Raw genomic sequence first — 26,203 nt, forward strand, 5'->3', positions numbered from 1 at the left:
CGGCTCCTACAAGGGACCGCGAGAGTTCCACACTGACGGACATCAGGTCATGACCCAACTCCCCACCGACATCAAACTGCACAAAGCCTCGAAAACCCTGTCGCTGAAATACGCGTCCGGCGAGGAACATCACCTGCCCGCCGAGTTCCTGCGCGTGCACTCTCCTTCCGCCGAGGTCCAGGGCCACGGCAAACCTATCCTGCAATTTGGCAAGATCGGCGTAGGCCTGACCAAGGTAGAACCGGCCGGTCAGTACGCACTGAAATTGACCTTCGACGACGGCCACGACAGCGGCCTGTTCACCTGGGAATATCTGTACCAGCTGGGCGTGCGCCAAGAGGATCTCTGGAACGATTATCTTGCCGAACTGAAAGCCGCCGGAAAGACCCGCGACCCTAACGAATCTGTCGTCAAGCTGATGCTCTAACCCGCGCCTCTTGCGCATTAGAAGGCATTTTCTAATTTCATCTGTTTGAATGCTTGGCCGCGAGGTCAGTCATTAGCCTGCTTGCGAAAAAAATTAAACTCGGGTAACCAATGGAGCTGGCAAGTTACCTGCAGTGCTCTCTGAACTAAAAAGCAGCGATGCAGAATTATCGGTCACCCGAGCAGTAGTACCTGGCATTGGCTGTGTGACTACACGGCTGGACTCAGGTACTCGTCTCAGGACAATGGAGCGTCGTAGATGAGTAACAAGAATAACGATGACTTGAAGAATCAAGCCTCGGAAAACACCTTGGGGCTTAATCCTGTCGTTGGGCTGCGTGGAAAGGATCTACTGGCTTCTGCTCGAATGGTGCTCAGGCAGGCCATTAAACAACCGATTCACAGTGCGAAGCATGTCGCTCATTTCGGTCTTGAACTGAAGAACGTGCTGTTCGGCAAATCCGAGCTGCTACCGACCAGCGATGACCGTCGCTTTGCCGATCCAGCCTGGAGCCAGAACCCGCTCTACAAACGTTATTTGCAAACCTACCTGGCGTGGCGCAAGGAACTCCACGACTGGATCGGCGACAGTAACCTCGGGCCCAAGGATGTGGCACGCGGGCATTTCGTAATCAACCTCATGACCGAAGCCATGGCCCCGACCAACACGGCGGCCAACCCGGCAGCGGTCAAACGCTTCTTCGAAACCGGTGGCAAGAGCCTGCTCGACGGCCTCTCGCACCTGGCCAAGGATCTGGTGCACAACGGCGGCATGCCGAGCCAGGTCAACATGGGCGCATTCGAAGTCGGCAAGAGCCTGGGCGTGACCGAAGGTGCGGTGGTTTTCCGTAACGACGTGCTGGAGCTGATCCAGTACCGGCCGACCACCGAGCAGGTGCATGAGCGCCCATTGCTGGTGGTGCCGCCACAGATCAACAAGTTCTACGTTTTCGACCTGAGCCCGGACAAAAGCCTGGCGCGTTTCTGCCTGCGCAATCACGTGCAGACCTTCATCGTCAGCTGGCGCAACCCGACCAAGGAACAGCGCGAATGGGGCCTGTCGACCTACATCGAAGCGCTCAAGGAAGCGGTTGATGTGGTCACCGCGATCACCGGCAGCAAAGACGTGAACATGCTCGGCGCCTGCTCCGGCGGCATCACCTGCACCGCGTTGCTGGGCCACTACGCCGCAATCGGCGAGAAAAAAGTCAACGCCCTGACGCTGCTGGTCAGCGTACTGGACACCACCCTGGACAGCGACGTGGCACTGTTCGTCGACGAGCAGACGCTTGAAGCCGCCAAGCGCCATTCCTATCAGGCCGGTGTACTCGAAGGCCGCGACATGGCGAAAGTGTTCGCCTGGATGCGCCCCAACGATCTGATCTGGAACTACTGGGTCAACAACTACCTGCTCGGCAACGAGCCGCCGGTGTTCGACATTCTGTTCTGGAACAATGACACCACCCGGTTGCCCGCCGCGTTCCACGGCGACCTGATCGAGATGTTCAAAAACAATCCGCTGATCCGCCCGGATGCACTGGAAGTGTGCGGCACGCCGATCGACCTGAAGCAGGTCACGGCCGACATCTTTTCCCTGGCCGGCACCAACGACCACATCACGCCGTGGAAGTCCTGCTACAAGTCAGCGCAACTGTTCGGCGGCAAGGTCGAATTCGTGCTGTCCAGCAGCGGGCATATCCAGAGCATTCTGAACCCGCCGGGCAACCCGAAATCGCGCTACATGACGAGCGCCGAGATGCCGTTGAAGGCTGAGGAGTGGCAGGAAAACTCCACCAAGCACACCGATTCCTGGTGGCTGCACTGGCAAGCCTGGCAGGCCGAGCGTTCGGGCGAATTGAAAAAAGCCCCGACAAAACTGGGCAACAAGGCTTATCCGGAAGGTGAAGCAGCACCGGGCACTTACGTACACGAACGGTAACTGACACACCCGCCCCCCGTAGGAGCGAAGCTTGCTCGCGAAAGCGGTCATTCATTCAACGTAGATTTCGACTGATCTGACGCCTTCGCGAGCAAGCTTCGCTCCTACAGGGGACCGGGATAATTAACCCACAGGGCTTGAAGCATGCCGCAACCGTTCATTTTTCGTACCGTCGACCTGGATGGCCAGACCCTCCGCACGGCAGTACGCCCCGGCAAGCCTCACTTGACGCCCTTGCTGATATTCAACGGCATCGGCGCCAACCTGGAGCTGGTGTTTCCGTTTGTCGCCGCATTGGACCCGGACCTCGAAGTCATCGCTTTCGACGTGCCCGGTGTCGGCGGTTCGTCGACGCCGAACCGGCCGTATCGTTTTCCGGGCCTGGCCAAACTCACGGCGCGGATGCTCGACTATCTCGATTACGGGCAAGTGAACGTGATCGGTGTGTCATGGGGTGGCGCCCTCGCCCAGCAGTTTGCTTACGACTACCCCGAGCGCTGCAAGAAACTGGTGCTGGCGGCGACGGCGGCGGGTGCGGTGATGGTGCCGGGCAAACCGAAAGTGCTGTGGATGATGGCCAGCCCACGGCGCTACATCCAGCCATCGCACGTGATCCGCATTGCGCCGATGATCTACGGCGGCTCGTTCCGTCGCGATCCGACACTGGCGGCCAGCCATGCGGCGAAGGTGCGCTCGGCAGGCAAGCTCGGTTACTACTGGCAGCTGTTCGCCGGGCTCGGCTGGACCAGCATTCACTGGCTGCACAAGATCCACCAGCCGACGCTGGTGCTGGCCGGCGACGATGACCCGCTGATCCCGTTGATCAACATGCGCGTGCTGGCCTGGCGGATTCCCAATGCCCAGTTGCACATCATCGATGACGGGCACCTGTTCCTGATCACCCGCGCCGAGGCCGTGGCGCCGATCATCATGAAGTTTCTCGAGGAAGAACGGCAGCGCGCCGTGATGCATCCGCATCCGGCTCCATCGGGCGGCTAACCGACTTATCGTCGGTCGGCAGGACGCCGCGCCGCGCAACAACCCGTTACAGCGTCTATGGTGTTCTGGTTCGGTGTGTTTGTATTTGGCCTGAAGACGAAGGAGTGTTGAGTCATGCGCGACAAGCCAGCGAGGGAATCTTTACCGACTCCCGCAGCGTTCATCAACGCACAGAGTGCGATTACCGGCCTGCGTGGTCGGGATCTGTTTTCGACCCTGCGCAGCGTTGCCGCCCATGGTTTGCGCAACCCCGTGCACAGCGCCCGCCATGCGTTGAAGCTGGGCGGTCAACTGGGGCGCGTGTTGCTGGGCGAAACCCTGCACCCGACCAACCCCAACGACAATCGCTTTGCCGACCCCGCATGGAGCCTCAACCCGTTTTATCGCCGCAGTTTGCAGGCCTACCTGAGCTGGCAGAAACAGGTCAAAAGCTGGATCGACGAGAGCAACATGGACCCGGACGATCGCGCCCGCGCCCACTTCGCGTTCGCTTTGCTCAATGATGCGGTGTCACCGTCCAACACCCTGCTCAATCCGCTGGCGGTCAAGGAAATCTTCAACTCCGGCGGCAACAGCCTGGTGCGTGGCATCAGTCACCTGGTCGATGATTTCCTGCACAACGACGGCCTGCCCAGGCAAGTGACCAAGCAGGCCTTCGAGGTCGGCAAGACGGTCGCGACCACCACCGGCGCCGTGGTGTTTCGCAATGAGCTGCTGGAACTGATCCAGTACAAGCCGATGAGCGAAAAGCAGTATTCCAAACCGCTGCTGGTGGTGCCGCCACAGATCAACAAGTACTACATTTTCGACCTGAGCCCGAACAACAGCTTCGTCCAGTTCGCCCTGAAAAACGGCCTGCAAACCTTCATGATCAGCTGGCGCAACCCCGATGTGCGCCATCGCGAATGGGGCCTTTCGACCTACGTCGAAGCCGTCGAAGAAGCGATGAATGTATGTCGGGCGATCACCGGCGCCCGGGAAGTCAACCTGATGGGCGCCTGCGCCGGCGGGCTGACCATTGCCGCGCTGCAAGGTCATTTGCAGGCGAAGCGGCAACTACGCCGTGTATCCAGCGCAACCTATCTGGTGAGCCTGCTCGACAGCCAGATGGAGAGCCCCGCGACCCTGTTCGCCGACGAACAGACCCTGGAAGCGGCCAAGCGTCGGTCCTATCAGAAGGGCGTGCTGGACGGTCGCGACATGGCCAAGGTCTTCGCCTGGATGCGCCCCAACGATTTGATCTGGAGCTACTTCGTCAACAACTACCTGTTGGGCAAGGAGCCGCCGGCGTTCGACATCCTCTACTGGAACAACGACAACACACGTCTGCCGGCCGCCTTTCATGGCGACCTGCTGGACTTCTTCAAGCACAACCCGCTGAGTCATCCGGGGGGCCTGGAAGTGTGCGGCACGCCGATCGACTTGCAGAAAGTCACCGTCGACAGCTTCAGCGTGGCCGGCATCAACGACCACATCACGCCGTGGGATGCGGTGTATCGCTCGACGCTGCTGCTGGGTGGCGAGCGACGCTTCGTGCTGTCCAACAGCGGTCATGTGCAGAGCATCCTCAACCCGCCGTCCAACCCGAAAGCCAACTTCATTGAAAGCACGAAACTGAGCAGCGATCCGCGGGCCTGGTATTACGACGCCAAGCAAGTCGATGGCAGCTGGTGGACGCAATGGCTGAGCTGGATTCAGGAGCGTTCGGGCGCGCAAAAGGAAACCCACATGGCCCTCGGCAACCAGAACTATCCACCCATGGAGGCGGCACCCGGTACTTACGTGCGCGTGCGCTGACACCCAACACACCACTGCCGGCTCCTACAGGGTTTAAGCGCGGCAGGACTTGAACATTAAGAAGACTGGATGAAAACCCGCGACCGGATCCTCGAATGTGCCCTGCAGTTGTTCAATCAGAAGGGCGAACCGAACGTCTCCACCATGGAAGTTGCCAACGAAATGGGCATCAGCCCGGGCAACCTCTACTACCACTTTCACGGCAAGGAACCGCTGATTCTCGGGCTGTTCGAGCGCTTCCAGGCGGAGCTTGCGCCGCTGCTCGATCCGCCGTCCGATGTGGAATTGGCACCGGAAGATTACTGGCTGTTCCTGCACCTGATCGTCGAGCGCCTGTCGCACTATCGGTTTCTCTTTCAGGACCTGTCGAACCTCGCCGGGCGCCTGCCGAAACTGGCCAAAGGGATTCGCAACCTGCTCAATGCGCTGAAGCGCACACTGGCTTCATTGCTGGCGCGATTGAAGGCTCAAGGGCACTTGGTCAGCGACACGCAGGCGTTGGGGCAGTTGGTGGAACAGATCACCATGACGCTGCTGTTTTCGCTGGATTACCAGCGGATTCTGGATCGCGAAGGTGAGGTGAGGCTGGTGGTGTATCAGATCATGATGCTGGTGGCGCCGCACTTGTTGCCGCCAATCAAGGTGGCGACGGAGCAACTGGCACTCCAATACCTCGAAGAACACGGATAACCCCTGAATACCACGGTCCCCTGTGGGAGCTAGCCTGCTAGCGATAGCGATTTATCCGGCGACATTGTTGTTGACTGATGAACCGATATCGCTAGCAGGCTAGCTCCTACAAGGGCGGTGGTGTTTGCAGAACCGTGCACAAACAAAAACGCCCGACCTTTGCAGGCCGGGCGTTTTTTTGAGCCCTGAAATCAGGACTGACTGGTTGGCGTCGATGGAGCTGGCGCGGCAGTCGGGGTTACAGCAGGGGTCGGCGCGGTAGCAGAGTTGGAGCTGCTCACTGTCGGCGCCGGGGTTGCCGGTTTGGCGGCAGCCACTGCTGGTTTTGGAGCAGCAGCTTTCGGCGCTGCCGGTTTTTTCACTGCTGGTTTTTTCGCGGCGGCAGGTTTTGCCACAGGCTTGGCTGCTGCAGGTTTAGCAGCCGGTTTAGCGGCGGCTTTGGCGGCAACCGGTTTCGCTGCTGGCTTGGCTGCGGCAGGTTTTGCTGCGGCCGTTTTGGCAGCCGGCTTGGCCGCTGCTTTCGCGGCGGGTTTTGCAGCCGGTTTAGCGGCAGCTTTTGCCAGAGGCTTGGCAGCGGTTTTAGCCGCTGGTTTGGCTGCTGCGGTTTTCGCCGCAACAGGCGCAACCTTGGCACCGGTGAGTTTTTCGATTTGCTTGGTCAGGGTATCGACCTTGCTGTGCAGCGCTTTCACTTCGTTGCGGCTCGGGACACCCAGGCGCGAAATGGCGCTGTTCAGGCGCTTGTCGAAAGCCCCTTCCAGCTCATCCCACTTGCCCAGCGCACGATCTTTCACGCCAGTGATGCGCGATTTGGCAGAGGTAGCGGAGTCCTTGGCGGCATCGACTTTCTTGCCGACAGCGCTCTTGGTGAGCTTCTCGGCTTTCTCGCCGTCTTTGACCAATGTATCGAAGAGCTTGCTGCCGTCAGTGTCGATCTTCGAGTACACGCCTAAACCAGCAAGCCAGATTTTGCGGGAGTAGTCTTCGACTTTCCCGATCCACGAGCTGCCTTCTTTTTCGGTGTTCTTTTTACCAGCCATCCCGTTCTCCTTAAGATTTACGCGCGACGCGTTCGAGCAATGCCGTCAGCTCATCGAGCTTAGCAGAGAGTGCCTCAACGTCATGTTTAGACGGAATGCCAATACGATTCAAGGTACTTGCGACACGCGAGTCAAAAGCCTTCTCGACCTTGTCGAGTTGAACTTCGACCTTGCCTTTGAAAGTGCTTACTTCGCTCTTGGCTTCATCAATCTCGGCGTTAGCTGCTTCAAGTTTCTCGGCAACTACCTTTTTGCCTTTCTTTTCAACAGTTTGACCAGCCTTGATCAACTCTTGAAAGTAATCGCTGCCCTCTTGGCCGACCTTGGCGTAGGCACCCAGGCCTGCCAGCCAGATCTTGCGGGCATAGGATTTGACGTCGCTCAGAGCGGTTGTCGAAGCGTCGATTTTTTTCTTCAAAATAACTTTGGCCATGGTGCACCTCACGCGCAGAAGGTTTGAGGAACTGCCCGCGAAAGTGTCGGGCTCATGCACAAAGTAGGGAGAAAAATTAGAAACGGCACCCTAACAACTGACATAAAACCTCGGGTGCACCTTAAAACAAATGTGGGAGCCAGCCTGCTGGCGATAGCGATTTATCCATCAACATCAATGTTGACTGATACACCGCCATCGCCAGCAGGCTGGCTGGCTCCCACAGGGGATGTGGTTCGATTCGGAAATCAGACCAGGGCTTTATCGAGGGCCTTTTCGATTTCCGATTTGATCATGCCGCTCATGGCCGACATCATCAGGCCCAATTCCACATCAACGCGAATCGAATCCTCAGCAACATGCACCGCGCCTTTCACCCCGGAACGCTTGAGGTTCAGGGTGTCGCCGGACCACTGCGGCTCCAGGCCATATTGATCGGACAGTTTCTGCGCCAACTGGTCGGCCTTCTCGCGGGCCGCTTCCTTGCCCAGGCCGTGGGCACGTTCAACACTAATACGGGCCATCGAATGACTCCTGCTTTATGAATACTTTCCTGAAGCATCTTGACCGCGCCTGCGGCAAAACGTCCCGGCGGTTCTACATCTTACCTTCAGCCTTGCCAAGACAAAGCAGGCCACCGGGATTAGAATGTCCCGCATTCTCTTCTGGTGACAGCGATATGACTGATCAGCGCAAAGGCAGCGATGCCGAACCCACCACGCACTTCGGTTTCAAAAACGTTCCGGAAAGCCAAAAAGCGGAAAAAGTCGCTGAGGTTTTCCACTCGGTAGCCGCCAAGTACGACTTGATGAACGACCTCCTGTCGGGCGGCATGCACCGTTTGTGGAAGCGTTTTGCGATCGAACTGTCGGGCGTTCGCACCGGCAACCGCGTGCTGGACATTGCCGGCGGCACCGGCGACCTGACCAAAAAATTCTCGCACCTCGTGGGCCCGACCGGCCAGGTGGTGTTGGCCGACATCAACGAATCCATGCTCAAGGTCGGTCGTGACCGCCTGCTGGACCTGGGTGTGGCCGGCAACGTCGAGTTCGTTCAGGCCGACGCTGAAAAGCTGCCGTTCCCGGACAACCATTTCGACTGCGTGACCATCGCATTCGGCCTGCGTAACGTGACGCATAAAGAAGACGCCCTGCGCTCGATGCTGCGCGTACTCAAGCCGGGCGGCCGTTTGCTGGTGCTGGAATTCTCCAAGCCAACCAACGCGCTGATGTCCAAAGCCTACGACGCCTACTCGTTCGCCTTCATGCCGCTGATGGGCAAGCTGATCACCAACGACTCGGAAAGCTATCGCTACCTGGCCGAATCGATCCGCATGCACCCGAATCAGGAAACCCTGAAGTCGATGATGGTCGAGGCCGGTTTCGACCGCGTGACCTACCACAACATGACCGCAGGCATCGTGGCCCTGCACCGTGGCATCAAACCCTGATGTTGCTGGCCGGTCTGCTCGCCAGCATTGAACTCGGCCTGAACCGGGTGCTGCGTCTCGACAGCACGGCACTGCCGCGGCTGGCGCATTTGAGCGGCCGGGTGATTGCCGTCGATTGCCGCAGCCCGGCACTGCAACTGTTCATCCTGCCCAGCGACGAAGGCTTGATGTTGGCGACCCACTGGGAAACCGGCGCCGACTGCACCTTGTGTGCACCGGCTTCCAGCCTGTTGAAACTGGCGATGAGCAAGGACAAGACCTCGGTTTTGCATGCCCCTGAAGTCGAACTCGACGGCGACAGCGGCGTGCTGCTGGAACTGGCCGCGATCCTCCAGGACCTGGAGCTGGACTGGGAATACGAACTTTCGCGCTGGCTGGGACCTGTGGCCACGCAACTGGTCGGCGGTCACCTGCGCAGTCGCGCACGCTGGTATCAGCAAGGATTTGCCAGCCTGGGTCAGAACCTGGGCGAATACCTGGCCGAAGAATCGCGCACCCTCGTCGGTCAGCGCGAAGCCGAAGCCCGATTCAGTGAACTGGACCAGATCAAACTCGATCTGGAACGTCTCGAGGCGCGTTTCGAGCGCCTTTCCCGATCCCTCGACCCAAGCGATAACGCATGAAGCTGCTTGCCGTCCGCCGTTTGTTGCGCATCCAGCGCGTTGTGATTCGCTACCGCCTCGATGACCTGCTGTTCGCCCTGCCGCTGCCGTGGTTTCTGCTGGCGCTGCGCTACGCCTTGCCGTGGCGCTGGTTCCCGCGCAAGCCGCTGGACCTGAGCCGTGGCGCGCGATTGCGCCTGGCGCTGCAGGACCTGGGGCCGATCTTCATCAAGTTCGGGCAGATCCTGTCCACCCGCCGCGACCTGCTGCCGGAAGACATCGCCGATGAGCTGATGAAGCTGCAGGACCGCGTGCCGCCGTTCGATTCGCAAGTGTCGGTCAAGCTGATCGAAGAACAGCTCGGCAAAAAGATCAGTGAAGTGTTCAGCCGTTTCGACGTCGAACCGCTGGCCTCGGCTTCGGTGGCGCAGGTGCACGCCGCGCAGTTGAAAACCGGTGAAGAGGTTGTCGTCAAAGTCATCCGCCCCGGCCTGAAACCGATCATCGCGCAAGACCTGGCGTGGTTGTTCATCCTCGCCCGCGCAGCGGAAAAACTCTCCGCCGACGCGCGTCTGCTGCACCCGGTGGACGTGGTCAGCGACTATGAAAAAACCATCTACGACGAACTCGACCTGTTGCGCGAGGCGGCCAACGCCAGCCAGTTGAAGCGTAATTTCGACGGTTCGCCGCTGCTGTACGTGCCACAAGTCTATTGGGACTGGTGCCGGCCGAAAGTGCTGGTGATGGAGCGCATCTACGGCATTCAGGTCACCGACCTCGCAACCCTGGCCGACCAGCGCACCGACATGAAAATGCTCGCCGAGCGCGGCGTCGAGATCTTTTTCACCCAAGTGTTCCGCGACAGTTTCTTCCACGCCGACATGCACCCGGGCAACATCTTCGTCAGCACCGTCAACCCGTGGAGCCCGCAGTACATTGCGATCGACTGCGGCATCGTCGGCAGCCTGACCCCGGAAGACCAGGATTATCTGGCGCGCAACCTGTTCGCGTTCTTCAAACGCGATTACCGGCGTGTGGCGCAACTGCACATCGACTCGGGCTGGGTACCGGCGGAAACCAAACTCAACGAATTCGAAGCGGCGATCCGTACCGTTTGCGAGCCTATCTTCGAAAAACCGTTAAAAGATATTTCCTTCGGTCAGGTGCTGATGCGCCTGTTCCAGACCGCTCGACGCTTCAACATGGAAGTGCAGCCACAGCTCGTGCTGCTGCAAAAAACCCTGTTGAACATCGAAGGCCTGGGCCGCCAGCTATACCCGGACCTCGATCTGTGGAACACCGCCCAGCCGTTCCTCGAACGCTGGATGCGCGAGCGCGTCAGCCCCAAAGCCTTGCTCGGCAACGTGCAGAACCAGTTCGAACAACTGCCGCACCTGGCCAACATGGCGCGCGACCTGCTCGAACGCATGTCGCAGCCCCACGCTTACGACCCGCCGCCATCGTGGCATCGACGCCGGGACGACTGGTTCCTGCGCCTGCTCGGTACCGCGCACCTGGCCGGCGGCGCAATACTGGCCATGGGCGGGCCGTTGAACGAACTGGCCTACTGGCCGGCAGGAATCATGATGGCCGTCGGCTTGTATCTGGTCGTTCGCCGATAGCCAGTTGTGTGATCCACTGGCACACTGTTTGAACGTTGGACTCTGCTCATGTAGTGCGGAGCCCGCTGTCGGAGTCGAAGATGAAAAACTGGCTGGACGAGATCAAGTGGGACGCCGACGGCCTGGTGCCGGCAATCGCCCAGGATCACAAGACCGGGCGCGTCCTGATGATGGCCTGGATGAACCGCGAAGCGCTGGAACTGACCGCTGTCGAAAACCGCGCCATCTACTGGTCACGTTCCCGTGGCAAGTTGTGGCGCAAGGGCGAAGAGTCCGGCCACGTGCAGACCCTGCATGAGATGCGCCTGGACTGCGACGCCGACGTGATCATCCTGATGGTCGAGCAGATCGGCGACATCGCCTGCCATACCGGTCGGCAGAGCTGCTTCTATCGCGTCTTCGAGAACGGCGACTGGAAAACCGTCGACCCGGTTCTCAAAGACCCGCACGCCATCTATTCCGCAGGACACACACATGAGTGACACTCTGACCCGACTGGCCGAGGTACTGGAAGCGCGCAAAGGCGCCGCCGCCGACAGCTCGTACGTCGCCAGCCTGTACCACAAGGGCTTGAACAAGATTCTGGAAAAAGTCGGCGAAGAGTCGGTCGAAACCATCATTGCCGCCAAGGATGCCGCCATCAGCGGCGACTGCAGCGATGTGATCTACGAGACCGCCGATTTGTGGTTCCACAGCATGGTCATGCTCGCCCAACTGGGGCAGCATCCACAGGCTGTACTCGATGAACTGGACCGTCGTTTCGGTCTGTCCGGACACGCAGAGAAAGCCTCGCGCCCGTCCGCCTGAACAACTATTAGAGAGGAGCAGCAACATGGGCATTTTTGACTGGAAACACTGGATCGTCATCCTGGTTGTTGTCGTGCTGGTGTTCGGCACCAAGAAACTGAAAAACCTCGGCACTGACGTCGGCGAATCGATCAAGGGCTTCAAGAAAGCCATGAACGACGACGAAAAACCCGCCGATCCGGCAGCGGCCCAACCGGTTCCACCTGTTCAGCCACAGACCACCCAGTCCGTGAACCAGCCGCACACCATCGACGTGCAGGCGCAAAAAGTCGAAGAGCCGATCCGCAAAGACGTGTGAGCACTGACTAATGTTTGGTATCAGCTTCTCTGAACTGCTGCTCGTCGGCCTCGTGGCCCTGCTGGTGCTGGGCCCCGAGCGTCTGCCGGGTGCTGCGCGCACCGCCGGCCTGTGGGTCGGTCGCCTGAAGCGCAGCTTCAATGCGATCAAACAGGAAGTTGAGCGTGAAATCGGTGCCGACGAGATTCGTCGGCAACTGCACAACGAGCACATTCTGTCGCTGGAACAGGAGGCGCGGAAGATTTTCACGCCGACCCAGCAGGAAGCCACTCCGGTTCAGCCGGTGGCGGAGCAGACGATCCATGCATCGACGACAGAATCCGCGCCTGCTGCTGCGCCGACGGAAACCGTGAAAGCGGTGGAAGCGGTTGAAGCGGCGCCGGTCGTGGCGCATGCAGAACCCGTTGCTCCTGCCGCCGTGCCGACAACGCCGGCTCCTCACGACACCACTTTGCCGCCGCGAGCCTCATGAGCGATCTCCCAGAAAACGACCAGCACATGCCGCTGGTTTCGCACCTCACCGAGTTGCGTACCCGTCTGCTGCGCTGCGTAGCGGCGATCTTCATCATCTTCGCCGGGCTGTTTGCGTTCACCCAGCAGATCTACACCTTCGTCTCCACGCCGCTGCGCCAGTATCTGCCAGTGGGCGCGACGATGATCGCCACCGACGTGTCGTCGCCGTTCCTGACGCCACTGAAGCTGACCATGATGGTGTCGCTGTTCCTGGCGATCCCGGTGATCCTGCATCAGATCTGGGGTTTCATTGCGCCGGGCCTGTACAAGCATGAAAAACGCATCGCGGTGCCGTTGCTGGTATCGAGCATCATGCTGTTTTATGCCGGCATGGCATTCGCCTATTACCTGGTATTCCCGCTGATCTTCAAATTCTTCGCCGCCGCCACCCCGGCCGGCGTGGAAATGATGACCGACATCAGCAGCTACCTCGATTTCGTCATGACGCTGTTCTTCGCCTTCGGCGTGGCGTTCGAGATTCCGGTGGCCGTGGTGCTGCTGGTGTGGATCGGCGTAGTCGACGTCAAATACCTGAAGAAAATCCGCCCGTACGTGATCATCGGCTGCTTCGTGGTCGGTATGATCCTGACGCCGCCGGACATCTTCTCGCAGACGCTGCTGGCCGTACCGATGTGGCTGCTGTTTGAAATCGGCATCCTGTTCGGCGGCCTGATCAGCAAGCGCGGCGACCATCCGGACGACCAACCGGTTGACGATCACAACGACCAGCCGCCAGCGACCCAAGCGTGAACCTGCTGCTCCTCGAAGAGGCCGATTTCATTGCGGCCGACCGGGTGATCCTGCGTGATCGGCGGTTGACGCACATGCAGGAAGTCCATCGCTGTGAGGTGGGTGACAGCATGCGCGTCGGGCGTATCGGCGGTTTGATGGGCTCGGCCGAAGTACTGCGCCTGGACGCCGATGAAGCCGAACTGCGCGTCACCCTCGACCAACCGCCACCGACCAAGCTGCCGCTGACCCTGGTGCTGGCCCTGCCACGCCCAAAAATGCTGCGCCGGGTGTTTCAGACCGTGGCAGCCATGGGTGTGCCACGGATCGTGCTGGTGAACAGCTATCGCGTCGAGAAGAGCTTCTGGCAGACCCCGTTCCTGGAACCGGAAGCGATTCGCGAGCAACTGATCCTCGGCCTCGAGCAGGCTCGGGACAGCGTGTTGCCTGAAATTGTCATCGAGAAACGCTTCAAGCCGTTTGTCGAAGATCGACTACCAGCGATTGCCGAAGGCACCCTCGGCCTGGTCGGCCATCCGGGCAACTACCCGCCCTGCCCCCGTGGCCTCGACGAACCGGTCACGTTGGCTATCGGCCCGGAAGGCGGCTGGATCCCCTACGAAATCGACCTGCTGGCCAAGTCCGGCCTGCAACCGGTGCAGCTCGGCGAGCGTATCCTGCGCGTCGAAACCGCCGTCACCGCGCTGCTCGCCCGCCTCTTCTAGCCATTACGCTCCTACAGAATCCTGACCGCCTGCCGATACAGTTCCCATAAAACCAACTTGTGGTCCGTGGGAGTTGCAGCATGTACCGATGGCTAGCCGAGAAACTGGGGAACGTCAGCGTCAATCGCAAACTGGGTGTCGGCTTCGGTCTGGTGCTGCTGCTGACATTGTTGATCACCGTCACGGGCTGGACCGGCCTGAGTGACGTGGTGAATCGCGGCGACAAGCTCGGGTTTATTGCCAGCCTCAATGAACTGACCAAAGACCTGCGCCTGGCCCGCCTGGACTACGAAATGCGCCGTGGCGAACAAGGCCCTGGCGCCGTCAACGACCTGCTCGGCCAACTCGACACCGGTTTGAAAACCGCCCGCACACTGATCGAGCAACCTGCCGACGCAGCCATGGTCGATCAGCAACTGGCCGCAGTCAGCGAGTACAAACAAGCCTTCGCCGCCATGACCCAGGCCGGCGCCAACCGCGAAGATGCTCGCAGCAAACTCGGCGCCACGGCCGATAACGCCGTGGCGCGCGTGGGTGAAGTCGAGAAATCCTTGCTGCAAGGCGACAGCGTCGCCGATTTCAACAGCGTTATCGACCTGAGCAAACTGATCCAGCAAGCTCGCTTCCAGGTGCGCGGCTATACCTACAGCGGCAAGACCGAAGCCGAACAACCGGCGCTGGACGCCATCGACAATGCGTTGAAAAACCTCGAAAGCCTGCCGTCCAGATTGCCGGAACAGCACATCGCCAACCTGCAACAGGCCAGCGATTCACTCAAAGCCTACCGCGCCGCCGTCAGCCAGTTCCGTGACTCCCAGGTCGCCAGCGCCGCCGCGCTGAAACGCATGGCCGCTCAAGGCGACATCCTGTTCGACGTCAGCAAAAAGCTCACCGCCTCGCAAACCGTCATCCGTGACACTGACGCCGCACACGCCAAGAACATGCTGTTGCTGGCCACCGCCCTGGCGCTGGTCTTCGGCCTGTTCGCGGCATGGGCCATCACCCGGCAGATCGTCGTTCCGCTGGGCCAGACGCTGAAAGTGGCCGAGCGCATTGCCGCCGGCGACCTGACCCAGAACCTCGTTTCCGAGCGTCAGGACGAACTCGGTCAGCTCCAGCGGGCGATGCAAAGCATGACCCTGGGCCTGCGCGAATTGATCGGCGGCATCAGCGATGGCGTCACGCAAATCGCCAGCGCCGCCGAAGAACTGTCCGCAGTCACCGAGCAGACCAGCGCCGGCGTCAACAGCCAGAAGGTCGAGACCGACCAGGTGGCGACCGCGATGAACGAAATGACCGCCACGGTGCAGGAAGTCGCACGTAACGCCGAAGAAGCCTCCGAAGCCGCGCTCGCCGCCGATCAGCAGGCCCGCGAAGGCGACAAGGTGGTAGGCGAAGCGATCGCTCAAATCGAACGCCTGGCCAAGGAAGTCGGCAACTCCACCGACGCCATGGGGCATCTCAAACGCGAAAGCGACAAGATCGGCAGTGTGCTCGACGTGATCAAATCCGTGGCTCAGCAAACCAACCTGCTGGCGCTCAACGCGGCCATTGAAGCCGCTCGCGCCGGTGAAGCCGGACGTGGTTTTGCGGTGGTCGCCGACGAAGTGCGCAGCCTGGCGCAGCGCACCCAGAAGTCCACCGAAGAAATCGAAGAGCTGATCGTCGGCCTGCAGAGCGGCACCCAGCAAGTCGCGACCATCATGGACAACAGCCGCACCCTGACCGACAGCAGCGTCGAACTGACCCGCCGCGCCGGTGGCTCGCTGGAAAGCATCACCCGCACCGTGTCGGCGATTCAGTCGATGAACCAGCAGATTGCCGCCGCTGCCGAACAGCAAAGCGCGGTGGCGGAAGAGATCAATCGCAGCGTGCTGAACGTGCGCGATGTGTCCGAGCAGACCTCGGCAGCCAGTGAAGAGACCGCGGCGTCCAGCGTTGAGCTGGCGCGGCTGGGGACGCATTTGCAGATGCTGGTGGGCAGGTTCAAGGTTTAAAACCGAGTCGCCCCCCTTCGCGGGCAAGCCTCGCTCCTACAGTTAATCGCAGATCCCTGTAGGAGCGAGGCTTGCCCGCGAAGGCGTCAGAGGACCTGACGAAGGAAGGCCTGCGCCCGCGGATCCTTCGGCGCATCGAAGAACTCGGCTGGCGAGGCGTCTTCCAGCAATTTGCCGTGATCGAAAAACAGCACCCGATCCGCCACTTCCCGCGCAAAGCCCATTTCGTGGGTCACGCAGACCATGGTCATGCCTTCCACGGCCAGGGTTTTCATCACATCCAGCACTTCGCCGACCATTTCCGGATCGAGCGCCGAGGTCGGTTCATCGAACAACATGACCTTCGGCTCCATGGCCAATGCCCGTGCAATCGCCACGCGCTGCTGCTGACCGCCGGACAGGCGTGACGGAAACTCGTTGGCCTTCTGCGCAATGCCTACCTTTTCCAGCAATGCCAAGGCCTTGGCTTCACGCTCCTTCTTGCCGCGCTTGCGCACGACTTTCTGGGCGAGGCAGAGGTTTTCCAGCACGGTCATGTGCGGGAACAGGTTGAAATGCTGGAACACCATGCCGACTTCCCGGCGGTAGGCATTCACGTCGGTTTTCGGATCGGCCAGTTGCAGGCCGTCGATACTCACCGAGCCCGAGTCGAACTCTTCCAGGCCATTGAGGCAGCGCAGGAAGGTCGATTTGCCGGAGCCGGACGGACCGATCACCACCAATACTTCGCCCTTCGCCACCTGGGTGGAGACGTTATCCACCGCGCGCACCACGTGGCCGCGAGTGTCGAAGACTTTTACCAGATCGCGGACTTCAATCACTTTGCGCGAGCCTCCGCTCAAGCCGGCTGGCGATTTTCGACAGCGGCAGGTTGATCAACAAATACAGGCCAGCCACGCAGAACAGGATTTCGAATGGCGAAAACGAGGTGGTGATCACTTCGCGACCGCTTTTCAACAGCTCGGTAATCGCAATCACCGACACCAGCGAGGTGTCCTTGACCAGGCTGATGAACTGCCCGGCGAGCGGCGGCAGGACGCGTTTGAACGCTTGCGGCAGCACCACGTGGCGCATCGACTGACCCGCGCTCAAGCCCAGGGAACGCGCAGCTTCGTTCTGGCCACGGGCGATGGATTGCACGCCGGAGCGGATGATTTCCGCCACGTAGGCACCGGTGAACAGCGACAGTGCGGCGATCCCGGCGAACTCCCGGGACAGGTTCATCACGGTGCCGATGAAGAAGTAGAAAATGAAAATCTGCACCAGCAGCGGCGTACCGCGCACCAGTTCGACGTAAATCGTCGAGAGGTCGCGCAGGGTCGGATTGTTCGAGAGACGGCACAAGCCCGTGGCGAGGCCGATCAGCAAGCCGAGCACGCCAGACACCACGGACAACCACAAGGTGGTCCAGAGACCCCACATCAGCGGTCCGGCGGCCCAATGGCGAGTCACGCCGATCACGTCGCCTTCGGCCACATCATCGCCTTGGGCGACTTGCAGGCTGTTGTCGTCGACGGTCACGCGCTGCTCGTCACCCGCGTCGTTGCGCAACGTGACTTCAGCCTTGTCGCCTTTGCGCACCAGTTCGCTGACGGTGGAGATGTCGGCGGCGCGTTGGGACTCTTCGGCGTGGTAGGCGAAGTACTGCGGGACGCGGTTCCAGCGCCATTCGTAGGACATCAGCGAGGTGGCGTAATACAACGCGCCGGCCAGGCCGATCAGCACCAGCACGGTCAACACGTGCCAGGGCCATTGGGCTTTTTTCTGTTTCATTGCAGGTTCCGGATTCTATGTCGCCAGGGAGGCCGCCTTCGCGGGCAAGCCTCGCTCCTACAAAGTCATATCCTGTAGGAGCGAGGCTTGCCCGCGAATGGGAGCGACGCGGTCTATCTGACCGGGCCTTATTCCATATCCTTCAACCAAGCGGTGTCTTTGAACCACTTGTCATGGATGCGATCGTAGGTGCCGTCTTCGTGGATCTGGTGCAGGAAGTTGTTGATGAAGTTGATGCTGTCGTAGTCACCCTTCTTCAGACCAAAGGCCAGCGGCTCGTAGGTGAACGGCTTGTCGAGGAACACCAGTTTGCCGTTGCCGACCTTGTTCACCGCCACGACGTTGTAAGGCGCGTCGTAGATGAAGGCGTCAGCCTTGCCGTTGACCACGTCGAGCACTGCTTCCTGCTCGTTGTCGTAGCCGTGGTACTTGGCTTTGGAGATCAGCTTCTTGGCGACCATCTCACCGGTGGTGCCGAGCTTGGAGGTGATGCGGTAGTCGGCGGTGTTCAGGTCTTTGTAGGACTTGATGGTGCCTTCCAGCTCTTTGCGAATCAGCAGCGTCTGGCCGACCACGATGAACGGTTCGCTGAAGTTCAGGCGCAGGTTGCGTTCCTGGGTCAGCGTCATGCCGCTGCCGATCATGTCGAACTTGTCAGTGAGCAGGGCCGGGATAATGCCGTCGTAGCCGGTGGACACCAGCTCCAGCTTGACGCCCATGGCCTTGGTCATGGCTTTGAGGATGTCGACTTCGAAGCCGATGATCTCGCCGCGCTTGTTGGTCATTTCGAACGGCATGTAGGTCGGGTCCATGCCGACTTTCAACGTGCCGCGCTTGACCGCGTCATCGATGGCACCGGCCTGCGCCGTGCTGACTGCAACCAATGCCGTGACGCCGACCAGCAGCATCGAGAGATACTTCTTCATCTTCATGTCCCCAAAACCAGTGCGTTATGAGGCGCGCAAACGGCGGCTCCCCTCAGGAAACGCATCGATACGGACAAAAATTATCCGGGCGCACCAATTCGGGGACGGATGCTAACGTACTCGCTCGTTTGCACAAGTGTTTGGGAACGATGAGGCAAAAAAAACCCCGCTTTCGCGGGGTTCTCTTTGTTATGCCAACTGCGGTTGTGCACTCAGCGGCTTGAGCGGCAGCAACGGCGCATGGGGATCGGATTTCACCGATTTGCGCCAGGCTTCCAGCCACTCGGGATGACCTTCGCTCCAGACCTGCTCATGCAAACGAGCCAGTGCTACCGGGTCGCTCAGTAGTTGTACACGCTCATTGTTGTTCAGACCGTCAGGCCCGACTTTCAATGCATGGCGAACTCGTTCGATCCGCAGCCATTCGATTGGCTCGGCCTGACCGTGGCGCGATGTCGCCAGCGAGCACGCCAAAGCGTTCTGCTGTGGATCAACCACCGACCGGATGAAGCCGTCTTTCAGCGCATGCCAACGGTTTTCATGGGTGTACTGGTCAGTTGCCAGCAACGCCTGTGGCGGATTGTATTCCTCAGGGATCAGGAACAGGCTCTCGTCACGGGACTTCAGGCCCAGGCCAACACGGCTGGAGATCACGGAAACCGGGATCGACAGCATCAACGAACCGACGATCGGCACCAGCCACCAGAGGAAGCTCGGGTTCAGCCAGATCACCAACAGGGCCCAGAAGAAGCCCAGCAGGGTTTGCGGACCGTGGCGCTTGACCGCTTCGCTCCATGGCGTGGAGTCGTCGTCACGTTGCGGCGAGTTCCAGGTCGCGGCCCAGCCGAGGAACGCGGCGAGTACGAAACGGGTGTGGAAAATCATCCGCACCGGCGCCAGCAACATGGAGAACAACATCTCCAGCAGCATCGACAGGGTCACCTTGAACTTGCCACCGAACTCTTTCGCGCCCTTGGCCCAGATCAGGATGATGCTCAACAGCTTCGGCAGGAACAGCAGCACGATAGTGGTCGAGAACAGCGCGATGGCCTTGTCCGGGTGCCATTGTGGCCACAGCGGGTAAAGCTGACGCGGTTCAAGGAAGTACTGCGGCTCCATCAGCGTGTTGACCGCCAGCAGCGCCGTCGACAGCACGAGGAAGAAGAACCACAACGGCGCCGACAGGTAAGACATCACGCCGGTGAGGAACACCGCACGGTGAACCGGGTGCATGCCCTTGACCAGGAACAGGCGGAAGTTCATCAGGTTACCGTGGCACCAGCGACGGTCACGCTTGAGTTCGTCCAGCAGGTTCGGCGGCAACTCTTCGTAGCTGCCTGGCAAGTCGTAGGCAATCCACACGCCCCAACCGGCACGGCGCATCAGCGCTGCTTCAACGAAGTCGTGGGACAGAATCGCGCCGGCGAACGCGCCTTTACCGGGCAACGGCGCCAGGGCGCAGTGCTCGATGAACGGCTTCATGCGGATAATCGCGTTGTGGCCCCAGTAGTGCGATTCGCCCAACTGCCAGAAGTGCAGACCGGCGGTGAACAGCGGACCGTACACGCGGGTCGCAAACTGCTGCATGCGCGCATAAAGAGTGTCCATGCCCGACGCACGCGGCGCGGTCTGGATGATCCCGGCGTCCGGCGTGGCTTCCATCAGGCGCACCAGACTGGTCAGGCATTCGCCGCTCATCACGGAGTCAGCGTCGAGCACAACCATGTACTTGTAGTCACCGCCCCAGCGACGGCAGAAGTCGTCGAGGTTGCCGCTTTTGCGTTTTACGCGACGGCGACGGCGGCGATAGAAGATCTTGCCGAAACCCTTGGCTTCGCGGCAGACGTCCAGCCAGGCCTGCTGCTCGGCGACGCAGATGTCGGCATCGTTACTGTCGCTGAGGACGAAGAAGTCGAAACGGTCCAGGTCACCTGTGGCAGCGACCGACTCGAACGTCGCGCGCAGACCGGCAAACACCCGTGGCACGTCTTCGTTGCAGATCGGCATCACCAGTGCGGTGCGCGCGTCTTTGGGGATCGGCTCGTTGCCGGCACTTTTACCGGAGATGCGGTATTTATCGTGACCGGTGAGCAACTCGAGGAAGCCCATCAGCGCGGTCCAGAAACCGGCCGAGACCCAGCAGAACAGAATCCCGAACATGATCAGGATGGTGGTCTGCAGCGCATACGGCAGCACTTGCGTGACGGTTTGCAGGAGCGGCTGATGCAGCACTTCGTTGAGGTCGACGAACGACCAACCCTGGTACGGCATGATGCCTTTCATGTACCAGCCGGCAACGATGGTTTGACCGAGCATCAGTACCAGCAAGATGTAACGGCGGATCGAACCCACGGTGCGCCAGCGGGCCGCCGGCAGCACGTTCTCGTCTTTCGGCGGAGCCGGCGGGTTGGTGCGACCGGTCAGACGCCGCCAGCCACGCACCAGAATGTTGGTGCGCCACGGCTCCGGCACGACTTTGGTCCGGCGGATCGGCGGGGTTGCCTTGAGGCAAACACGACCGCTGGCGTCGAGCACCAGCATTTCCGCTTCTTCCAGCTCTTCAGCGGTGCTCAGGGTCAAGCGACGGCCGACCGAGGCTTGAGCAGCCTCGACCGGTGCATCGAACGTCGAGGACGACAGACGCTCGTGAAGTTCGCTGAACGACTTGCAGCCCGCGAGTTCCGCGCGCTGCTCGTCGGTCATCGGCAGATGCGCCAGATACTCGGCAAGAGTTTCTGGCTGGACTTGAGAATTACTCATCGGCAGGCAACTGATAGCTCCAGGTCTCGGTCAGGACTTCTTCAGTCGGTGCCGATTCCGGTGTGGCTGGGGCCGCGTCGGCAGCGACAGGCTGCTTGGCGTCTTTGTTGTTCGCCTTGTCCTTGGCATCTGCAACTGGCTTGGCTTCGGCCTGCTTGGCCTCGGCGGCCTTCGCGTCCTTGTCCGCTTTCTCCGCTTGCTTGGCGGCCACTTTGTCGGCCTTGGCAACGGAAGAGGTGGACGATGGGATCGAAGTCTTGGCCAGATCGGCAGGCACGATGTTCTGCACCAGTGCGGCACGCATCTCGGTGGACTTGCCCGGATCCTTGATCTTCATGCGCAGGGTCAGGCGCCAGCCCTTGGTTTCAGGGTTGTAGCGCACGCTGTTCTCGACCAGTTCGGCATTATCACCCACGCTGACCTGGCTGCGAACGTCTGTATCGGCCGGCAACGCTGCCAGGGACGGGCCTTCGAAATCCACCAGATAGGCAACGCTGCCGTCCGGCTGACGAATCAGGTTGGACTGCTTGACGTCGCCGGTAGAGCGCAAGGTCTGTTTGACCCAGGCGCTGTCCGGTGCGTGAATCGCCGCTTCGTCCATGGTCCAGTGCAGGCGGTAGCCGAATTCCAGCGGCTGACCTGGCTCAGGCAGTTTTTCCGGGCTCCAGAAGGCAACGATGTTGTCGTTGGTTTCATCGGCAGTCGGAATTTCGACCAGGTCGACAGAACCCTTGCCCCAATCGCCTTTTGGCTCGATCCAGGCACTTGGGCGCTTGTCGTAGCGGTCGTCGAGGTCTTCGTAGTGGCTGAAGTCACGGCCACGTTGCAGCAAGCCGAAACCGCGCGGGTTCTCGATCGAGAAGTTGCTCACCGCCAAGTGTTTCGGGTTGTTCAGCGGACGCCAGATCCACTCGCCGTTGCCGGCATGGATCGACAGGCCGCTGGAATCGTGCAGTTCGCGGCGGTAGTTCAGCACTTTCGACGGCTGGTTGGCGCCGAACAGGAACATGCTGGTCAGCGGCGCAACGCCAAGCTTGGTGACCTTGTCACGCAGGAACATCTGCGCCTTGACGTCGACAATGGTGTCGCTGCCCGGACGCAGGGTCAGGCGATAGGCACCGGTGGCGCGTGGCGAATCCAGCAGCGCGAAGATTACCAGGTGCTTGTCGCCCGGCTTCGGCTGTTGAATCCAGAACTCACGGAAACGCGGGAACTCTTCGCCGGACGGCAACGCGGTATCGATTGCCAGGCCGCGAGCGGACAAGCCATACGTGTGACCCTTGCCGACAACGCGGAAGTAACTCGCGCCGAGCATGGTCATGATTTCGTCTTGCTTGTCGGCCTTGTTGATCGGGTACAGCACACGGAAACCGGCATAACCCAGTTGTTCGGTGGCTTTAGGATCGAATTTCAGGTCGCCGAAATCGAAACGAGACGGGTCGTATTTGATCTCTTCGACGGTGTTGGCCGTGATTTCGTTGATTTTCACCGGAGTATCGAAATGCATACCCTGGTGATAGAACGAAAGCTTGAACGGGGTTTTCTGATCGGCCCATTCGGCTTTTTCGGTCAGGAAACGAATTTTCTGATAGTCCGCGAATTTCATCTCACGGAATTCGTTCGGCAGGTTACTGCGCGGGGCTTCGAATTTCTGCCCGGCCAGCTCTTTTGCCTTGACCGATACATCATCCAGATTGAATGCCCAAAGCTGGCCGGCGCCGAACAGGCAGAGCAGTGCAGAGCCCGCTACCAGTGCGCTTCGTAGCCGTTTGGCTGACAATCTTGGTGCATTACAGGGACTAACAATCACGAGCAACCCTCGCCGAAAACAGATCAAAAAACCAACGGCCAGTTAAAGGGCCTGTGAGGTAAACGGGATGAAAAACCCGTCCCTACAAACCACTCTTGCCAAGTTGGCGAGCATTGTTCCGACTCCTATGGGGCTAAATGATTCCCCAACAGGCCCAGGACAAGTCTCTACCTAAGTCAAAACGGACCAACGAACGCTGATCCCCGTAGCGCGCGATTATCTAGTAGGCCGCGTTACAACGCATCAGGCGCAACAAAGTATTTCTCGCGAAAAACCCCTGTTTTCAGTGAAAAAGCGCTTAAAAACTTGTTTCAAGCGCTTTCAGGTCTGTAACAGGAAGGTTACCGGGCCATCATTGACCAGGTGCACCTGCATATCCGCGCCGAATCTACCTGATGCCACTGTGCCATGCACCTGTTTCGCTTTCTCTAATAGATAGTCGAAAAGCTCCTCGCCCAGCGCCGGAGGGGCAGCGGTTGAAAAACTCGGGCGCAACCCGTTTTTGGTGTCGGCGGCCAGGGTGAACTGAGAGACCAGCAGCAACCCGCCCCCGACATCCGCCAGGGACAGATTCATCTTGCCCTCGGCGTCACTGAACACACGATAGTTAAGCAGCTTATGCAGAAGTTTGTCGGCACTGGCCCGAGTGTCCTCGGGCTCGACCGCCACCAGTACCAGCAAACCCTGATCGACGGCACCGACCACCTCCCCCGCTACCTCGACGCGCGCGCCACGCACGCGCTGCAACAGGCCCTTCATGCTTCTGCTGGGGACAGGTCGAGCAGGCGCCGGGCCATCTGATCGGCGGCGCGCACCAAGGCATCGGTAATGCCGGGTTCGGAGGCGGCATGCCCGGCATCACGGATGACCTGCAGTTCACTGTTCGGCCAGTTCTGATGCAGTTCCCAGGCGTTATCCAGCGGGCAAATCACGTCGTAGCGACCGTGAACGATCACGCCCGGCAGATGGGCGATCTTGCCCATGTCGCGGATCAACTGATTCGGCTCAAGGAACGCATTGTTGGTGAAGTAGTGACATTCGATGCGCGCGATGGACAACGCCCGTTGCGGCTCGGAGAAACGATCGACCACCAGCGGGTTCGGACGCAAGGTCGCGGTCCGCCCTTCCCAGGTGGACCAGGCTTTGGCCGCGTGCATCTGGGCGATCTGATCGTTGCCGGTCAGGCGCTTGTGGAAAGCGCCGAGCAAGTCTTCGCGCTCATCCAGCGGGATCGGCGCAATGTAGTCTTGCCAGTAATCAGGGAACAGACGACTGGCGCCCGCCTGATAGAACCACTCGATTTCCTGCGGACGGCAGAGAAAAATCCCGCGCAGGATCAGACCGTGCACACGCTCCGGATGGGTTTGCGCGTAGGCCAGCGCCAGGGTCGAGCCCCACGAGCCGCCGAACAGCACCCATTTATCGATGCCCAGATGCTGGCGAATCCGCTCAAGGTCGGCGACCAGATCCCAGGTGGTGTTGTTTTCCAGGCTGGCGTGGGGCGTGGAGCGACCACAACCGCGCTGGTCGAAGGTGACAATGCGATACAGGTTCGGATCAAAAAAGCAGCGACTCTGTGCATCACACCCGGCACCGGGGCCGCCGTGGATGAACACCACCGGCAAACCTTCCGGTGAACCGCTTTCGTCTACATACAGGGTGTGGGTTTCATCGACAGCCAGATCGTGCCGGGCGTGGGGTTTGATCTGCGGGTACAAAGTCTGCATTGCGCGCTCCGTAAGGGGTCGAGGTCATCCCTGGGGGGACTTCTATTATTCTGCCGTTGGGCATCATAAACCCGATTTACGTCAATGAGCATGTCCATGCAGAGTCAGAGTTTTGCCACCCGTTTTTTTGCCAAATAGCCGAGCAGCGTTTCGTAGAGCGCATCGACCTCCGCGACCTGACCCCGCGCCCGCAGACAGCCATGAACCAGCCCTTCCCCGTAATAAAGCGTCGCGGCCACGCCCGCAGCGTTCAGGCGCTCGGCGTACAGCACGCCGTCATCGCGTAGCGGGTCGAATTGCGCCACCGCGATCAATGCCGGCGGCAATCCGCGCAAATCCCCGGCGAGCAACGGCATGGCATAGGTGCCAGGCGTTTGAGTGCCGCGCAAATACAAGGCGTGATAACAATCTACGTCACTGCTGCTGAGCAGAGGCGCGTCGCTGCATTCACTGCGTGAAGGCAAACGGTGATCGCCACCGAGGCCGGGATAGATCAGCACTTGCGCCGCCGGCAGTGGCTCACCCGCATCGCGCAGTGCCAGGCACAGCGCGGCGGCGAGATTGCCACCGGCGCTGTCGCCGGCCACCAGCGTACGTGCGGGGTCCAGTTGAAACGGCCCGGAGCGCAGCGCTCGCCAGACCTTCAGGCAGTCATCGAACGCCGCTGGAAACGGATGCTCCGGCGCCAGACGATAATCGACCGCGATCACCAACACGCCGAGCGTCGACGCCAGCTCGGCGCAGATGAAGTCGTGGGAATCCAGATCCCCCACCACCCAACCGCCGCCGTGCAGATACACAATGCACGGGCTACCGTCGGTCGATGGCAAAGCTGCGGGCTGATAGGACCGAATCGGTACACCGGCCAATACAAAATCCACTACGTATAGCCCGGCGGGACGCGGCGGGGTGAACGCCCGGCACATCTCGCTGTAGGCCTGGCGCAGTCCGGCGAGGCTGGTGTCGGTGGCGTTGAAGCTGACGGTTTTTTCGACGAATGCCGTCATTTGGTCAGAAAGGGGATAAGTTTCCATGGACCTGCCGCCGAGGATTTGTGACGAGTGGATAACCCTGTGGGAGCGAGCCTGCTCGCGATGGCAGTGGGTCAGTCAAAATTAATGCTGATTGACCCACTGCCAT

26 protein-coding genes and 1 pseudogene are annotated in these 26,203 nt (G+C 60.1%); 16 read left to right on the top strand and 11 right to left on the bottom strand.

Going from position 1 to position 26,203, the window contains the following annotated elements:
• Positions 1-49 precede the first annotated feature (49 nt).
• From KGB27_RS23715 to KGB27_RS23735, 5 genes are all read left to right on the top strand, one after another.
• Positions 50-427, top strand: a complete 378-nt coding sequence (locus KGB27_RS23715) for a gamma-butyrobetaine hydroxylase-like domain-containing protein (RefSeq protein ID WP_008025216.1) — start codon at positions 50-52, stop codon at positions 425-427.
• Positions 428-685: 258 nt separating this feature from the next.
• On the top strand, positions 686-2,365 hold the full coding sequence (gene phaC / locus KGB27_RS23720; protein ID WP_223556542.1) for a class II poly(R)-hydroxyalkanoic acid synthase: 1,680 nt from the start codon (positions 686-688) through the stop codon (positions 2,363-2,365).
• 144 nt (positions 2,366-2,509) lie between these two features.
• Positions 2,510-3,364 (top strand): poly(3-hydroxyalkanoate) depolymerase, encoded by an 855-nt coding sequence (phaZ, locus tag KGB27_RS23725; RefSeq protein ID WP_008041882.1) that lies wholly within the window; start codon positions 2,510-2,512, stop codon positions 3,362-3,364.
• 114 nt (positions 3,365-3,478) lie between these two features.
• The gene (gene phaC, locus KGB27_RS23730; RefSeq protein WP_008041884.1) at positions 3,479-5,161 is read left to right on the top strand and encodes a class II poly(R)-hydroxyalkanoic acid synthase; all 1,683 of its coding nucleotides are present in this window, start codon (positions 3,479-3,481) and stop codon (positions 5,159-5,161) included.
• Positions 5,162-5,230: 69 nt separating this feature from the next.
• Complete coding sequence (locus KGB27_RS23735) at positions 5,231-5,851, top strand: TetR/AcrR family transcriptional regulator (protein WP_008041885.1); 621 nt, start codon at positions 5,231-5,233, stop codon at positions 5,849-5,851.
• Positions 5,852-6,042: 191 nt separating this feature from the next.
• Here KGB27_RS23735 and KGB27_RS23740 read toward each other — a convergent pair whose 3' ends face one another.
• From KGB27_RS23740 to KGB27_RS23750, 3 genes are all read right to left on the bottom strand, one after another.
• Positions 6,043-6,891, bottom strand: a complete 849-nt coding sequence (locus tag KGB27_RS23740) for a phasin family protein (protein WP_223556543.1) — start codon at positions 6,889-6,891, stop codon at positions 6,043-6,045.
• Between the two features lie 10 nt (positions 6,892-6,901).
• Positions 6,902-7,324 (bottom strand): phasin family protein, encoded by a 423-nt coding sequence (locus KGB27_RS23745; RefSeq protein WP_008025226.1) that lies wholly within the window; start codon positions 7,322-7,324, stop codon positions 6,902-6,904.
• Between the two features lie 248 nt (positions 7,325-7,572).
• The gene (locus KGB27_RS23750; protein ID WP_008041889.1) at positions 7,573-7,848 is read right to left on the bottom strand and encodes a polyhydroxyalkanoic acid system family protein; all 276 of its coding nucleotides are present in this window, start codon (positions 7,846-7,848) and stop codon (positions 7,573-7,575) included.
• A 155-nt stretch (positions 7,849-8,003) separates the two neighbouring features.
• Between KGB27_RS23750 and ubiE the strand changes: the two genes are divergently transcribed.
• The 11 genes and pseudogenes from ubiE (at position 8,004) to KGB27_RS31655 (ending at position 16,067) form a co-directional block, all read left to right on the top strand.
• Entirely contained in the window at positions 8,004-8,774 is a 771-nt protein-coding gene (ubiE, locus tag KGB27_RS23755) for a bifunctional demethylmenaquinone methyltransferase/2-methoxy-6-polyprenyl-1,4-benzoquinol methylase UbiE (protein ID WP_007948968.1), read from the top strand.
• Positions 8,774-9,397, top strand: a complete 624-nt coding sequence (locus KGB27_RS23760) for an SCP2 domain-containing protein (RefSeq protein ID WP_223556544.1) — start codon at positions 8,774-8,776, stop codon at positions 9,395-9,397. Before ubiE ends, KGB27_RS23760 begins: the two co-directional genes overlap by 1 nt.
• The gene (gene ubiB, locus KGB27_RS23765; RefSeq protein WP_008041890.1) at positions 9,394-10,998 is read left to right on the top strand and encodes a ubiquinone biosynthesis regulatory protein kinase UbiB; all 1,605 of its coding nucleotides are present in this window, start codon (positions 9,394-9,396) and stop codon (positions 10,996-10,998) included. The genes KGB27_RS23760 and ubiB overlap by 4 nt, the downstream gene beginning before the upstream one ends.
• Positions 10,999-11,078: 80 nt before the next feature.
• Positions 11,079-11,480 carry a phosphoribosyl-AMP cyclohydrolase gene (hisI, locus tag KGB27_RS23770; RefSeq protein ID WP_008041892.1) on the top strand — a complete coding sequence of 134 codons (402 nt, stop codon included), beginning with the start codon at positions 11,079-11,081 and terminating at the stop codon, positions 11,478-11,480.
• Complete coding sequence (locus tag KGB27_RS23775) at positions 11,473-11,805, top strand: phosphoribosyl-ATP diphosphatase (RefSeq protein WP_008025232.1); 333 nt, start codon at positions 11,473-11,475, stop codon at positions 11,803-11,805. Before hisI ends, KGB27_RS23775 begins: the two co-directional genes overlap by 8 nt.
• A 25-nt stretch (positions 11,806-11,830) precedes the next feature.
• A complete protein-coding gene (locus KGB27_RS23780; protein ID WP_008025233.1) occupies positions 11,831-12,103 on the top strand; it encodes a twin-arginine translocase TatA/TatE family subunit in 273 nt (90 codons plus the stop codon).
• 10 nt (positions 12,104-12,113) lie between these two features.
• Positions 12,114-12,575: a Sec-independent protein translocase protein TatB gene (tatB, locus tag KGB27_RS23785; RefSeq protein WP_008041893.1), complete on the top strand. Its 462-nt coding sequence runs from the start codon at positions 12,114-12,116 to the stop codon at positions 12,573-12,575.
• Positions 12,572-13,366 (top strand): twin-arginine translocase subunit TatC, encoded by a 795-nt coding sequence (gene tatC / locus KGB27_RS23790; protein WP_008025235.1) that lies wholly within the window; start codon positions 12,572-12,574, stop codon positions 13,364-13,366. Before tatB ends, tatC begins: the two co-directional genes overlap by 4 nt.
• Positions 13,363-14,070 carry a 16S rRNA (uracil(1498)-N(3))-methyltransferase gene (locus KGB27_RS23795; protein WP_223480691.1) on the top strand — a complete coding sequence of 236 codons (708 nt, stop codon included), beginning with the start codon at positions 13,363-13,365 and terminating at the stop codon, positions 14,068-14,070. The genes tatC and KGB27_RS23795 overlap by 4 nt, the downstream gene beginning before the upstream one ends.
• An 80-nt stretch (positions 14,071-14,150) precedes the next feature.
• Positions 14,151-15,209, top strand: a pseudogene (locus KGB27_RS31650) (methyl-accepting chemotaxis protein); the annotation flags it as partial.
• Between the two features lie 144 nt (positions 15,210-15,353).
• Positions 15,354-16,067, top strand: a complete 714-nt coding sequence (locus KGB27_RS31655) for a methyl-accepting chemotaxis protein (RefSeq protein ID WP_411736712.1) — start codon at positions 15,354-15,356, stop codon at positions 16,065-16,067.
• Positions 16,068-16,153: 86 nt separating this feature from the next.
• On the opposite strand, the gene KGB27_RS23805 is transcribed toward KGB27_RS31655, so the two are convergent.
• The 8 genes from KGB27_RS23805 to KGB27_RS23840 all read right to left on the bottom strand — a co-directional run bounded on the left by KGB27_RS23805 (position 16,154) and on the right by KGB27_RS23840 (position 26,097).
• The gene (locus tag KGB27_RS23805) at positions 16,154-16,888 is read right to left on the bottom strand and encodes an amino acid ABC transporter ATP-binding protein (protein WP_008025241.1); all 735 of its coding nucleotides are present in this window, start codon (positions 16,886-16,888) and stop codon (positions 16,154-16,156) included.
• Positions 16,881-17,840: an amino acid ABC transporter permease gene (locus KGB27_RS23810; protein ID WP_008025242.1), complete on the bottom strand. Its 960-nt coding sequence runs from the start codon at positions 17,838-17,840 to the stop codon at positions 16,881-16,883. The genes KGB27_RS23805 and KGB27_RS23810 overlap by 8 nt, the downstream gene beginning before the upstream one ends.
• Positions 17,841-17,968: 128 nt before the next feature.
• Positions 17,969-18,766, bottom strand: a complete 798-nt coding sequence (locus tag KGB27_RS23815) for a transporter substrate-binding domain-containing protein (protein ID WP_008041897.1) — start codon at positions 18,764-18,766, stop codon at positions 17,969-17,971.
• 189 nt (positions 18,767-18,955) lie between these two features.
• A complete protein-coding gene (mdoH, locus tag KGB27_RS23820; RefSeq protein ID WP_032832668.1) occupies positions 18,956-21,526 on the bottom strand; it encodes a glucans biosynthesis glucosyltransferase MdoH in 2,571 nt (856 codons plus the stop codon).
• Positions 21,519-23,336: a glucan biosynthesis protein G gene (locus KGB27_RS23825; RefSeq protein ID WP_192226841.1), complete on the bottom strand. Its 1,818-nt coding sequence runs from the start codon at positions 23,334-23,336 to the stop codon at positions 21,519-21,521. Before KGB27_RS23825 ends, mdoH begins: the two co-directional genes overlap by 8 nt.
• Positions 23,337-23,657: 321 nt before the next feature.
• Positions 23,658-24,095: a D-aminoacyl-tRNA deacylase gene (gene dtd / locus KGB27_RS23830; RefSeq protein WP_008025248.1), complete on the bottom strand. Its 438-nt coding sequence runs from the start codon at positions 24,093-24,095 to the stop codon at positions 23,658-23,660.
• Positions 24,092-25,063, bottom strand: a complete 972-nt coding sequence (pip, locus tag KGB27_RS23835; protein WP_008025251.1) for a prolyl aminopeptidase — start codon at positions 25,061-25,063, stop codon at positions 24,092-24,094. Before pip ends, dtd begins: the two co-directional genes overlap by 4 nt.
• 104 nt (positions 25,064-25,167) lie before the next feature.
• Positions 25,168-26,097: an alpha/beta hydrolase gene (locus tag KGB27_RS23840; RefSeq protein WP_207284665.1), complete on the bottom strand. Its 930-nt coding sequence runs from the start codon at positions 26,095-26,097 to the stop codon at positions 25,168-25,170.
• Positions 26,098-26,203 lie beyond the last annotated feature (106 nt).

This window comes from Pseudomonas sp. BF-R-01, from assembly GCF_019946615.1.
GTDB classification, from domain to species: domain Bacteria; phylum Pseudomonadota; class Gammaproteobacteria; order Pseudomonadales; family Pseudomonadaceae; genus Aquipseudomonas; species Aquipseudomonas migulae.